Source organism: Rhizobium sp. NZLR1, assembly GCF_017357385.1.
In the GTDB taxonomy this organism is placed as follows: Bacteria; Pseudomonadota; Alphaproteobacteria; order Rhizobiales; family Rhizobiaceae; genus Rhizobium.
In genome coordinates this window covers 4,024,983-4,036,838 of record NZ_CP071632.1, presented here as the reverse complement: position 1 = coordinate 4,036,838, position 11,856 = coordinate 4,024,983, and the positions used below count along the sequence as shown (strand labels likewise).

The window sequence follows — 11,856 nt, the reverse complement described above, 5'->3', positions numbered from 1 at the left end:
CCATCAAAAAACCATCAAGCGGATTCTATGGCCCACCTCTTCCTCGTCAAGGATATCGCCTTCCAGGCGGGGCTCAGCACCGCGACCGTCGACCGGGTGCTAAACGGCAGGCCGGGTGTGCGCCAACAGACGGCAATGCGAGTGAAGGCGGCGATCGCGGAGCTGGAGAAGCAGCAGGCGGGGGCGATGGGCAGCGGCCGTATGCTGGCCATCGATATCGTCATGGAGACTCCCCAGCGTTTCAGCGATGCGGTGCGCGCCGCCTTCGAGGCGGAGATAGCGGCCTTCCTGCCCGGCGTCTTTCGTTGCCGGTTCCACTTCGCCGAGGTGATGAAGCCGGCCGAGATGGCGCAGTTTGTCGATCGCATCCGGCTGCGCGGCACTGATGGTATCGTGCTCAAGGCGCCCGACGTCGCCGAAGTGGCCGCCGCCGTCGCGCGGGCGGATGCGGCCGGCATTCCGGTGGTGACGTTGGTGACTGATCTGCCGAATTCGGCGCGCATCGCCTATGCCGGCGCCGACAACCGGGCGGCCGGAGAGACCGCCGCCTATCTGATCGGCGAATTTCTCGGGACAAAAAGCGGCAAGGTGCTGGTGACGCTGTCCAGTGGACGCTTCCGCGGCGAAGAGGAGCGGGAAATCGGCTTTCGCCGCGTCCTCCGTGCTCATTATTCCGGCATCGGCATCACCGAAATCAGCGAGGGCCATGGCACCGATGCGGTGACGGGAACGCTCGCGGCGGCAGCTCTTGCGGCCGATCCCACGATTAACGCCGTCTATTCGATCGGCGGCGGCAACCGGGCGGTGCTGGCGGCCTTCGATGCGGCCGAGCGCCCGGTCTGCGTCTTCGTCGCCCACGATCTCGATGCTGATAATCGTGCGCTGCTTGCCGCGCGCCGGATCGGCTTCGTTTTGCATCATGATCTCAGAACCGATGCGCGTTCGGCTTTCAGGGCGATCATGAGCCGGGCGGCTTCACCGCGGCGGGCGGTCCCGGCCTCGCTTTCCTCCGTTGAAATCGTCACACCCTACAATATGCCCGCGGACGATTGAGGCAATTGGCTTCCTTCCATGCCGAAATCGGACTACAGCTTGGACGAGAGTGAAGGTGAGCGGCATGGATTATAGCGACGTCAGCACGATTGCAGCCTGGGTCACGGAGCAAGGACTGAAGGGTGCTTCGGAAGCCGAGCTCATGACCGGTTTCTGCTCGGCTTGCCGCAATGCCGGGCTGCCGCTCGACCGCGGCCTGGCACTAATGGATACGCTGCACCCTGTGCACGAGGGCCGGGCCTTCCGTTGGGACAGCGAGGAGGAAATCGAGACGGAGTTCGAATACGGCCCGACGAGCTCCGGGGAAGCCGCGGCGAACTGGCAGAGTTCGGCCTTCTATCATCTTTGGTCCAACAATGAACGGGAGATACGCCGGCGTCTCGGCTTCGGCGATCCGATCGATTTCACCATGCTCGACAAGATCGCCGAAGCCGGGCACACGGATTTCGTGGCGATGGTGCATCGTTTCAGCGAGGCCGGCACGATCGGCGAAATGGATTGTTTCTTCTCGCATTTCGCGACCAAACATCCGGAGGGCTTTTCCGATCACGACCTCGCCATCCTGCGCAAGCTCGTGCCGGTGCTGGGGCTGGCGATCAAGTGTATCGGGCTCGGGCGCATCGCCCGCACCATCGCCGAAGTCTATCTCGGCGAGGACGCGGCGCGCCAGGTGATGGAAGGCAAGATCAGCCGCGGCAAATCGGAGCGGATTTCGGCCGCACTCTGGTTTTCGGATCTTCTGAACTACACTAAGATCTCCGACAGCGTGCCGCCTGAGGAGATCATCCCGCTGCTCAACGACTATAGCGAGGCGGTAATTACAGCCATACACGAATCCGGCGGCAACGTGCTGAAGCTGATCGGCGACGGTGTGCTGGCGATCTTCAAGGGCGAGGTGCCGGCGGAGACCTGCCGTGCGGCGCTCAACGCCGAAGCGCTTCTGCGAGAAAAACTCGCCAAGTTGAATGGCGAACGCAAGGCCGGCGACCGGCCGACGACAGATGTCTATATCGGCCTGCATATCGGCGACGTCTTTTACGGCAATATCGGCAGCCAGGACCGGCTGGATTTCACGGTCATCGGCCCTGCGGTCAACGAAGTCAGCCGCATCGCCTCGATCTGCCGCTCGGTCGATCTCAATGTGCTGATGTCCTCCGATTTCGCCTCGGCGATCCCGGAGGAGGAGCGCGCTGCACTCGCCTGCATCGGGCGTTACGCACTGCGTGGCGTGCAGCGCGCCCAGCAGCTCTATACGCTCGAAAGCGCCCGGCTGAACGGCTGATCTTCACAGGGTCGGGTGAGGGCTATCGCAGCAGACCCTGGCCGCCGTCGATCCAGATCGGCGTCCCGGTGATGTGTCGGGCGCGGTCCGAGGCGAGGAAGAGAATGGTTTCGGCGACATCCTCGCTCTTGCCCGCTCTGCCGCCGGCGATCGGGATATCCCCTTGCGGCCAGATGACCGGAACCTCCGTCTCCTCGCGATGGCGGCTATTTGTGTTGGCGCCGATATTGGTCTCGATCTCGCCGGGGCAGACGGCATTGACGCGGATGCCGTGCCGGCCGAGTTCGAGGGCGAGCTGCTGAACCATGGCAACCTGGCCGGCCTTGGTTGCGGTGTAGGCGGTAGCGCCCGGCGTGGTGAATGTCCGGGTGCCGTTGATCGAGGAGACGACGATGATCGAACCGCCGCGGCGCTTCAGGTGAGGCACCGTCAGATGCAAGGTCAGATAGGTGCCGCGCAGATTGACGGCGATGGTCTTGTCCCATTCATCCGGCTTCAGATCGTCGATTGGCGCCCAGACGCCGTTGATCCCGGCGTTGGCGACAACGATGTCGAGGCCATGGAAGATATCGGTCAACCGCGCCACGGCGCTCCGCATTTGAGCCTCGTCACTGGTATCGGCCGTCAGCGCGATCGACCCGCCGCCGGCGGCCTTGATCTCGGCGCAGGTCTTTTCGACCTCGTCGGCCGTGCGGCTCAGCACGGCGATCTTTGCTCCCTCGGCGGCGAGCCTCAGCGCGGCCGCCTTGCCGATGCCGGAACCGGCGCCCGTCACCAACGCGATCTTATCCTTCAGCTCCATGGGCGGCTCTCCTTGCCGTTTGACCGTAAGCCAATGTTCGGCACCACTGTTGGTTCCGGCGGAGAGTGCCTCGAGGGAGCTATCTGAGGAGGCCGTGTCTCAACGCCCATTTCTCCGGCCCGTGGACGGCGGCAAAGAGTAGACCGGCAAGGAAGGTGAAGTGATCGATGAAAAAGCCGAACTCGGCCTGGTTCTGCTGCCAATGAGATGGACCGTGGAAAGCGAAGGCGAGGAAGATCACATAGATCCCTGCCAGCAGGCTCGCCTCGGTGAAGAAGGCCCCGGATATGAAGGCCAGCGCGAGCGCGATCTCGAAGAAGGCTGCGACCCAGGCAAGGAATGTCGCCATCGGAAAACCGGCAGCAGTGATGTAACCCGCCGTCGCACCGATGTCGGCGAACTTGAAGCCGGCGGCCATGAAGAAGATGAAGCTGAAAATGATGCGGGCGACGATGATTGCGATTGCTCTGGCCATCGTAAGATCTCCTGTTTGAGTTTCCACCATGACGGACGAGACGACCGATTTGCTACACGGCATATAAAAAAGGCTGCTCGCGCGGCCAGCCTCTAACTCAAATGTGGAATGCTTACAGTCGCAAACATACCGTTGCAAAGACCACGCGCAAAACTAGGAGTTTCGGGGATATTTGCGATAGAGTTCACCCCAGGCAGTTTCCTCCGATGGTTATTATTCCACACGAAAGCAGTTGTTCGAGTTTCGCATTGCAACGGTGAACTAAAGGACTACCCGATGCACGCTAGAAATTTGGTCGGTATCTGGATCATCGATTCGTTTCAAATTGAGGACTGCGCAACAGGCCAGCGAACGCATCCTTGGGGCGAGCGCCCGTCTGGAATGGTGATGTTCAGTCCCGAAGGCCGCATGTCCGCCCTGATCACACCTGGTGGTCGATCACGCCCAAAGACCGAAGCCGATGAGGCAGCAGCTTTCCGTTCGATGCTGGCTTACTCGGGTCGATACAGGGTCGAGCCGCCCAACCGGCTCGTTACCACCGTCGACATCGCGTGGTTTGAGCCTTGGGTCGGGAGCGAGCAAGTCAGATACTTGGACTTTTCGGGCGACAACCTGACACTCACAAGTGCACCTCTGAGTATGCCTCAACAGGATGCGCCGATGTTCGCTGTTGTGACTTGGAGGCGAGAACTGGCTCGGCAAAGCGACTGAATTCAAAGGCGCCGCAAAAAAAGACATTGTGCGACAGTTCAATGCAAAATGCGCTCTCACCACTCGGCGAAGCTGCCATCGGCGTGGCGCCAGATGGGATTGCGCCAGCGATGACCCTCCTTGGCACGTTCGATGACATAGGCCTCGTCGACCTCGATGCCGAGACCGGGGCCCTGAGGGATCGAGACGAAACCATCGGCATACTGGAACACCTCCTTGTTGGAGATGTAGTCGAGAATGTCGTTGCCCTTATTGTAGTGGATGCCCAGGCTCTGTTCCTGGATGAAGGCATTGTAGCTGACGGCATCGACCTGCAGGCAGGCGGCGAGCGCGATCGGACCCAACGGGCAATGCGGCGCCAGCGCCACGTCATAGGCTTCGGCCATCGCCGCGATCTTGCGGCATTCGGTTATGCCGCCGGCATGCGAAAGATCCGGCTGGATGATATCGACATAGCCGTCCGAAAGAACCTGCTTGAAGTCCCAGCGCGAAAAGAGGCGTTCGCCGAGCGCGATCGGCGTCGAGGTATGGTTGACGATATCGCGCAGGGCTTCCTTGTTTTCGGAAAGCACCGGCTCCTCGATAAACATCAGCTTGTAGGGATCGAGTTCCTTGGCGAGAACCTTGGCCATCGGCTTGTGCACGCGGCCATGGAAATCGACGCCAATGCCGATATGCGGGCCGATTGCCTCGCGGATGGCGGCGATGGTTTCGACCGCCTTTTCCACCTTCTCGTTGGTGTCGACGATCTGCATTTCTTCGCAGCCATTGAGCTTGATCGCCTTGAAGCCGCGGGCGACCACCTCCCTGGCATTGTTGGCGACATCCGCGGGACGGTCGCCGCCGATCCAGGAATAGACCTTGATCCGATCGCGCAGCTGGCCGCCAAGCAGGGAATGGATCGGCTGGCCGAGTGCCTTGCCCTTGATATCCCACAGCGCCTGGTCGATGCCCGAGATCGCGCTCATGTGAACAGCGCCGCCGCGATAGAAGCCGCCGCGATACATCACGGTCCAGTGGTCCTCGATCAGGAAGGGATCCTTGCCGATCAGATAGTCTTCCAGTTCGTGGACGGCAGCCTGAACGGTCAGCGCGCGGCCTTCGACGACCGGTTCACCCCAGCCGACGATGCCTTCGTCGGTTTCGACCTTCAAAAACAGCCAGCGCGGCGGAACGATATAGGTGGTGAGTTTGGTGATCTTCATCGCGTTCTTCAGTCTCTTCTTAGGTTTGCGATCAGCGGCACTTCCGCAGGTTTCCGGTGATCCATCATTTCGTTCTGCCGATCGCCTTTTCGGCGGCGGCAAGGTCGCGCACCGCAAGATCGAGCATGCGGTTGGCGCAGTCGCGGGCGCCAGCCTTGTCGCGCATGCGGAGGGCCTCGACCAACTGGCCGTGAACGAGCACCGCATCCTCGCGATTCTCGACGCCGATGTTGGAGGCATGCAGCGCATATTTCAGCGCCGCATGGATGGCGCTCGACAGGCGGCGGAAGACCTGGTTGTGACTGGCGGTCAGCAGCACCGTGTGGAACATGACGTCGGCATCGGTGAAGCCTTCCGGGTCATGGGCGCTGTCACGCATCTGCCGCCAGGCATTGTCGAGATCGGCGATCTCCTGGGCGCTGGCGCGCTCGGCGGCATATTCGGCTGCTGCCGGCTCGATGGTGCGGCGGGCTTCGAGAATGCAGCCGAGCAGGTCGAAGTCCTTGATGTAGGGTCCCATCCATTCCAGCACGTCGGCGTCGAGGATATTCCAGTCGTCCTTGTCGCAGACGGTGGTTCCGACCCTTGGTTTACCGCGGACCAGCCCCTTTGATTCCAGCACTTTCAGCGATTCGCGAATGACAGTGCGGCTGACGCCGTAGAGTTCGCAGAGGTCGTTCTCGCGGGGCAGCGGCGCGCCCGAGGGATAGCGGTCCGCACAGATATCCTGAGCGATTGCCGCCGTGACGTTGCGGCGGACGCGCGGGCGCTTCTCAATACCAGGGCTTTCGGCCTCGCCCTGTCGCTCGATTGTTTCCAACTCACCTCTCCGCTCTATCTCTGGCGCTAGGCAATCGAACCTCATTATCCGAATTCGATCCGCTATGCGACGCTCCTCCAGGCCCTCGTACATAATCCTATTATTCCAATCATCATACATTGGCAATTGACTGGTATGATGATTTGTCATAATTCATTGGACGCTGCCTGGGAGGCAGTTGCTCGGTTTTAAGAGTTCAGGGAGAGAGAAATGCGCTCGTTCAAAGCAGCCATCCTGGCTGGCACTTTCGCCATTCTGGCCGCCGGCTCGGCATTTTCGGCAGACGTCAAGATAGGGTTCATCGTCAAGCAGCCCGAAGAGCCGTGGTTCCAGGACGAATGGAAATTCGCCGACCAGGCCGCCAAGGAAAAAGGCTTCACCGTCGTTCAAGATCGGCGCCGAAGACGGCGAGAAGGTCCAGTCGGCGATCGACAATCTTGGCGCTCAAGGTGCGCAGGGCTTCATCATCTGCACGCCCGACGTCAAGCTCGGCCCCGGCATCGTCGCCAAGGCCGAAGCCAATCAGCTGAAACTGATGACGGTCGACGACCGCCTCGTCAGCGCCGACGGCAAGCCGCTGGAAGACGTGCCGCATATGGGCATCTCCGCTACGAAAATCGGCGAGACCGTCGGCCAGGCGATCGTCGACGAGATCAAGAAGCGCGGCTGGGACATGAAGAATGTCGGCGCGGTCCGGGTCTCCTACGACCAGCTGCCGACCGCCGTTGACCGCGTCGAAGGCGCGATCGCGGTGCTGAAGTCGGCCGGTTTCCCGGCTGAGAACATCTATGACGCGCCACAGGCGAAGACGGACACGGAAGCGGCACTCAATGCGGCGACCACCGTTCTCAACAAACATGCCGAGGTCAAATACTGGGTCGCCTTCGGTCTCAACGACGAAGCCGTCCTCGGCGCCGTCCGCGCTTCGGAATCGGTCGGCATTCCGGCGGCCAACGTCATCGGCGTCGGCATCGGCGGTGCGGAATCGGCGATCAACGAGTTCAAGAAGCCGGCGGCCACGGGCTTTTTCGGCACGGTCATCATCTCGCCGAAGCGTCATGGCTACGAGACGGCGCTGAACATGTACGACTGGATCGCCAACGACAAAGAGCCGGCAAAGCTGACGCTCACTTCCGGTTCGCTGGCGCTGCGTGGCGATTACGAAAAGGTCCGCAAGGATCTTGGCATCGAGTGATCATCCCAGGATGATATGTCCGGCGGCCGCTCAGCGTGCCGTCGGATCCTTCTCGGCGGAGCGGCGATGGCTTTCCTCGAATTCAACAATATCTCCAAGGGTTATCCCGGCGTGCAGGCGCTGGCGAATGTTTCCTTCTCTGTCGAGAAGGGCGCCGTTCACGGACTGATGGGCGAGAACGGTGCCGGTAAATCGACGCTGATCCGCGTCCTATCCGGCGATCAGGCCGCCGATGATGGCCGCGTCCTGATCGACGGCGAGGAGCAGGAATATGGCTCCGTTCGCGACGCTTTCCATGCCGGCGTCATCGTCATCCATCAGGAACTGCAGCTCGTTCCGGAGTTGACGGTCGCCGAAAATCTCTGGCTCGGGCGCTTTCCGGCCAAGGGCGGCATCATCCATTCGAAGACGCTGATCGAGACGGTGCGCTCGAAGCTCGAGGAGATCGGCATCGATGTCGATCCGTCGGCCAAGGTCGCCTCGCTTTCGATCGGCGCCCGGCAGATGGTCGAGATCGCCAAGGCCGTCATGCTCGACGCACGGGTGATCGCGCTTGATGAGCCGACCTCCTCGCTTTCCTCGCGCGAGAGCGAGATCCTGTTTTCGCTGATCGACAGGCTGAAGGCGAAGGGAACGGTCATTCTCTACGTCTCGCACCGTCTCGACGAGATCTTCAGGCTTTGCGACAGCCTGACGGTGTTGCGCGACGGCAAGCTCGCCGCCCACCATCCGGACATCGCTGAAACGACGCGCGAGCAGATCATTTCGGAAATGGTCGGACGCGAGATCAGCAATGTCTGGGGATGGCGCGAACGCGCGCTCGGCGACATCAGGCTCCAGGTCAAGAACCTGTCGGGGCCGAGGTTGCGCAACCCGATCAGTTTCTCCGTCCGCCAGGGCGAGATCGTCGGTTTCTTCGGCCTGATCGGTGCCGGCCGCAGCGAGATGGCGCGGCTGCTCTACGGCGCCGATAGCAGGCATCAGGGTCAGGTCGCGATCGATGGCGTTGCCGTCTCGCCGAACAATCCGAAGGCGGCGATCAACGCCGGGATGGTGCTTTGCCCCGAGGACCGCAAATTCGACGGCATTGTCCAGGGACGATCGATCGAAGAGAATATCGCGATTTCGTCGCGCCGGCATTTTTCGCCCTTCGGAATTCTGAGCCCGAGACAGGAAGCGGCGCTGGCGGATCGGTTCATTGCCCGACTTCGGGTACGAACGCCGTCGCGCAAACAGGACATCATCAATCTCTCCGGAGGCAATCAGCAGAAGGTCATTCTCGGGCGCTGGCTGTCCGAGCAGGGGATCAAGGTCCTCGTCATTGACGAGCCGACGCGCGGCATCGATGTCGGGGCGAAATCGGAAATCTACGACATCCTTTACGAGCTTGCGGTCGGCGGCATGGCGATCGTGGTGATCTCCAGCGAGCTGCCTGAAGTCATGGGCATCTCTGATCGCATCATGGTGATGTGCCAGGGCAGAGTGGCGGCCAATGTTGCCCGACAGGATTTCGACGAGCGCGCCATTCTGACCGCCGCACTTCCGGACAAGAATGCGGCAGGCATCATTTAGGACCAGGAATACGGATAATGAATTCGTTGAAAAAAATTCTTCTCGGCGAGCAGGGACTGGTGGTGATTTTCGCTGCCGCCTTCGTCATCGTCTCGCTCTTCGTGCCGAATTTCCTGACCGAGCGAAACATGCTGGGGCTGCTGCAGTCGGTCGTCACGATCGGCATCGTCGCCTGCACGATGATGTTCTGCCTGGCGTCGCGCGATTTCGACCTTTCGGTCGGATCGATCGTCGCTTTCTCCGGCATGATCGCAGTGATGGTCTCGAACGCGACGGGCTCAATCCCTCTTGGTTTGTTCGCCGCCCTGCTTTGCGGCGCCGTCGTCGGCTTGGTCAACGGCATCATCATCGCCCGCTTTCGCATCAATGCGCTGATCACCACGCTGGCGACTATGCAGATCGTGCGCGGTCTGGCGCTGATCGCCTCGGACGGCCGCGCCGTCGGCATCAACGATCCTGCTTTCTACCAGCTTGCCCTATCGCGCTTCCTCACCGTGCCGACGCCGATCTGGATCATGCTGGTCCTTTTTCTGCTCTTCGGTTTCGTGCTCAATCGCACCGTCTTCGGCAAGAACACGCTGGCGATCGGCGGCAATCCAGAGGCCTCGCGGCTTGCCGGCGTCAATGTCGTCAACATGCGCATCTGGATCTTTGCGCTGCAGGGTCTCGTCTGCGGCATTGCCGGCATCCTGCTTGCTTCGCGCATCACCTCCGGCCAGCCGAATGCGGCGACGGGACTTGAGCTCTCGGTGATTTCGGCCTGTGTGCTTGGCGGCGTCTCGCTGGCCGGCGGCCGGGCGGCAATGAGTGGGGTCATCGTCGGCGTGCTGATCATGGGCATTGCTGAAAACGTTATGAATCTGCTGAATATCCAGGCATTCTATCAGTATGTCGTGCGCGGCCTGATCCTGCTGATCGCGGTGCTGCTCGACAATTTGAGATCTTCGGCTGCGGGGCGGCGTGGATGAGTGAAGGTAGAGCCGTGAGCGACATCGAACTGAGGCACGGTGATCTCGCCGTCAGGGTCAGCCCCCGGGGTGCCGCGGTCACCGCCGCGACGTTTCGAGGCATGCCCTTTCTCGTGGCCGCCGGCGGGCCGGATGGGACGATGGCGAATTTTGCGATGGTGCCGTTCGGCAATCGCGTCGAGGGCAACGCCATGTCCTTTGCCGGACGCGATTATGCCTTCGAGCCGAATACTTCCGATCCGCTCTACCGGCACGGCGACGGCTGGCTGAGCCTCTGGCAGCTTGAAGACTCCAGCCCGGAGCATGCGCAGTTTTCCTTTTCCCGCGCCGCCGACGGGGTTTCACCCTATGCCTATCTTACCCGGCAGGAGATCCGTCTCGCCGGCGATGCACTGGTGCTGACGCTGTCCGTCGAAAACCGCGGCGAAGCGGCTCTCCCCTTCGGGCTTGGTCAACATCCCTTTTTCGCACGGACGCCAAAGACGCGACTGACGATTGCGGCCGATCGCTATTGGAACGAGCGGCCGGACCATCTGCCTGAGATGCCCGGTCCTGTGCCCGGCTATTTCGATTTCGGATCCGAAAAGCTGTTGCCGCAGAGATGGATGAACAATGCCTTCGAGGGTTGGAATGGGCAGGCGGCAATCGCCTGGCCGGAGCTTGGAATTCAGGCGGCGCTGGAAGCCGACGGCGCGCTCGATCGCTTCATGCTGTATATGCCGGTCGACCGGAGCGACTTCTTCTGCCTCGAGCCGATGAGCCACCTGCCGAACGGCCACCATCTGCCGGATTTGGGTGGGCTGACGCCGCTTGCGCCGGGGGAGGTTCTTGCCGGCGGGGTAACGATCCTGATGTCGGCGCTGCCGGTTCAATCGGAGGGGAGATAGATGGGCAGCCGCCTGCAGGGCAAGCACATCCTGATAACAGGAGCCGCGCAGGGTATCGGTCTTGCGATTGCAAAGGCTTTTATGCGGGAGGATGCCGCCGTCTTTCTCGTCGACCGCGACGCCGCACTGCTGGCGAAGACGGCGAAAGAGCTTAATAGCATCGGTGGGCGGCTTGGTTATCTGCCGGCCGACATTACCGATTCTGGAACGATCACGACATTGGTCGCTCAGGCGAATGAAGAGATCGGACAGCTGAATGCGCTCGTCAACAATGCCGGTGTCAATGTCTTTGCCGAACCGCTCGAGACGACCGACGAGGTATGGAACCGCTGCTTCGACATCAATCTGAAGGGCGCGTGGAACTGTTGCAAGGCGGTGCTGCCTGGCCTGATCGAACAGGGCGGCGGCGTCATCCTCAACATTGCTTCGACGCACGCTTTCACTATCATCCCGCACACATTTCCTTATCCGCTGGCAAAACACGCGCTGCTTGGAATGACGAAATCCCTGGGTCTCGAATATGCGGCCCGCAATATCCGGGTAAACGCGCTGGCGCCGGGCTATGTCTCGACGCAGAAAGTGATCGATTACTGGAACGGCTTCCCAGATCCTGAGGCGGCAAAGGCTGAGACGATGAGGCTGCATCCCAGCGGGCGCATCGCGACGCCAGAGGAGATCGCCTTGGCCGCCGTGTTCATGATCTCAGACGAGTGCCCGTTCATGAATGCCACCTGCCTGACGATCGACGGCGGTCTCAGCGTGCTGCAGCATCCAGCCTGAAAGCGCTTCGATTCCGGCTGATTTTTACAGGCCTGTCGTCTTCTCGCGATAGAGCATTATATTGCCCATCGGGAAGGCTATCTGATCTTCCGCAGGCATGGAGCGG

The 11,856-nt window shown here is 61.1% G+C and carries 10 protein-coding genes and 1 pseudogene; 7 read left to right on the top strand and 4 right to left on the bottom strand.

The features are described 5' to 3' along the window. Positions 1-27: 27 nt before the first annotated feature. Entirely contained in the window at positions 28-1,053 is a 1,026-nt protein-coding gene (locus J3O30_RS19855) for a LacI family DNA-binding transcriptional regulator (protein WP_207581904.1), read from the top strand. A gap of 64 nt (positions 1,054-1,117) precedes the next feature. Beyond that, entirely contained in the window at positions 1,118-2,335 is a 1,218-nt protein-coding gene (locus J3O30_RS19850) for an adenylate/guanylate cyclase domain-containing protein (protein ID WP_207581903.1), read from the top strand. Between the two features lie 22 nt (positions 2,336-2,357). Here the strand turns inward: J3O30_RS19850 and J3O30_RS19845 are convergent, their stop codons facing one another. From J3O30_RS19845 to J3O30_RS19825, 4 genes are all read right to left on the bottom strand, one after another. Next, positions 2,358-3,137 (bottom strand): SDR family NAD(P)-dependent oxidoreductase, encoded by a 780-nt coding sequence (locus J3O30_RS19845; RefSeq protein WP_207581902.1) that lies wholly within the window; start codon positions 3,135-3,137, stop codon positions 2,358-2,360. 79 nt (positions 3,138-3,216) lie between these two features. Next, complete coding sequence (locus J3O30_RS19840; protein WP_207581901.1) at positions 3,217-3,612, bottom strand: DoxX family protein; 396 nt, start codon at positions 3,610-3,612, stop codon at positions 3,217-3,219. A gap of 767 nt (positions 3,613-4,379) precedes the next feature. Next, positions 4,380-5,528, bottom strand: coding sequence for a galactonate dehydratase (gene dgoD, locus J3O30_RS19830; RefSeq protein ID WP_207581899.1), 1,149 nt, complete (start codon positions 5,526-5,528; stop codon positions 4,380-4,382). 64 nt (positions 5,529-5,592) lie between these two features. Beyond that, entirely contained in the window at positions 5,593-6,348 is a 756-nt protein-coding gene (locus tag J3O30_RS19825) for a FadR/GntR family transcriptional regulator (protein ID WP_207581898.1), read from the bottom strand. A 210-nt stretch (positions 6,349-6,558) separates the two neighbouring features. On the opposite strand from J3O30_RS19825, the pseudogene J3O30_RS19820 reads away from it, so the two are divergent. The 5 genes and pseudogenes from J3O30_RS19820 (at position 6,559) to J3O30_RS19800 (ending at position 11,750) form a co-directional block, all read left to right on the top strand. Further along, positions 6,559-7,543, top strand: a pseudogene (locus J3O30_RS19820) (arabinose ABC transporter substrate-binding protein). 66 nt (positions 7,544-7,609) lie between these two features. Continuing rightward, a complete protein-coding gene (gene araG, locus J3O30_RS19815) occupies positions 7,610-9,115 on the top strand; it encodes an L-arabinose ABC transporter ATP-binding protein AraG (protein WP_207581897.1) in 1,506 nt (501 codons plus the stop codon). Between the two features lie 17 nt (positions 9,116-9,132). Beyond that, entirely contained in the window at positions 9,133-10,083 is a 951-nt protein-coding gene (araH, locus tag J3O30_RS19810; protein WP_207581896.1) for an L-arabinose ABC transporter permease AraH, read from the top strand. After that, positions 10,080-10,970, top strand: coding sequence for an aldose 1-epimerase (locus J3O30_RS19805; RefSeq protein WP_207581895.1), 891 nt, complete (start codon positions 10,080-10,082; stop codon positions 10,968-10,970). Before araH ends, J3O30_RS19805 begins: the two co-directional genes overlap by 4 nt. After that, complete coding sequence (locus J3O30_RS19800; RefSeq protein WP_207581894.1) at positions 10,971-11,750, top strand: SDR family oxidoreductase; 780 nt, start codon at positions 10,971-10,973, stop codon at positions 11,748-11,750. Positions 11,751-11,856 lie beyond the last annotated feature (106 nt).

Excerpts from the sequence above, each read along its gene's own strand:
- J3O30_RS19845 (WP_207581902.1), bottom strand. The coding sequence starts at position 3,137 with ATGGAGCTGAAGGATAAGATCGCGTTGGTGACGGGCGCCGGTTCCGGC.
- araG (WP_207581897.1), top strand. The coding sequence starts at position 7,610 with ATGGCTTTCCTCGAATTCAACAATATCTCCAAGGGTTATCCCGGCGTG.
- dgoD (WP_207581899.1), bottom strand. The coding sequence starts at position 5,528 with ATGAAGATCACCAAACTCACCACCTATATCGTTCCGCCGCGCTGGCTG.
- J3O30_RS19850 (WP_207581903.1), top strand. The coding sequence starts at position 1,118 with ATGGATTATAGCGACGTCAGCACGATTGCAGCCTGGGTCACGGAGCAA.
- J3O30_RS19855 (WP_207581904.1), top strand. The coding sequence starts at position 28 with ATGGCCCACCTCTTCCTCGTCAAGGATATCGCCTTCCAGGCGGGGCTC.
- J3O30_RS19800 (WP_207581894.1), top strand. The coding sequence starts at position 10,971 with ATGGGCAGCCGCCTGCAGGGCAAGCACATCCTGATAACAGGAGCCGCG.
- araH (WP_207581896.1), top strand. The coding sequence starts at position 9,133 with ATGAATTCGTTGAAAAAAATTCTTCTCGGCGAGCAGGGACTGGTGGTG.
- J3O30_RS19805 (WP_207581895.1), top strand. The coding sequence starts at position 10,080 with ATGAGTGAAGGTAGAGCCGTGAGCGACATCGAACTGAGGCACGGTGAT.
- J3O30_RS19840 (WP_207581901.1), bottom strand. The coding sequence starts at position 3,612 with ATGGCCAGAGCAATCGCAATCATCGTCGCCCGCATCATTTTCAGCTTC.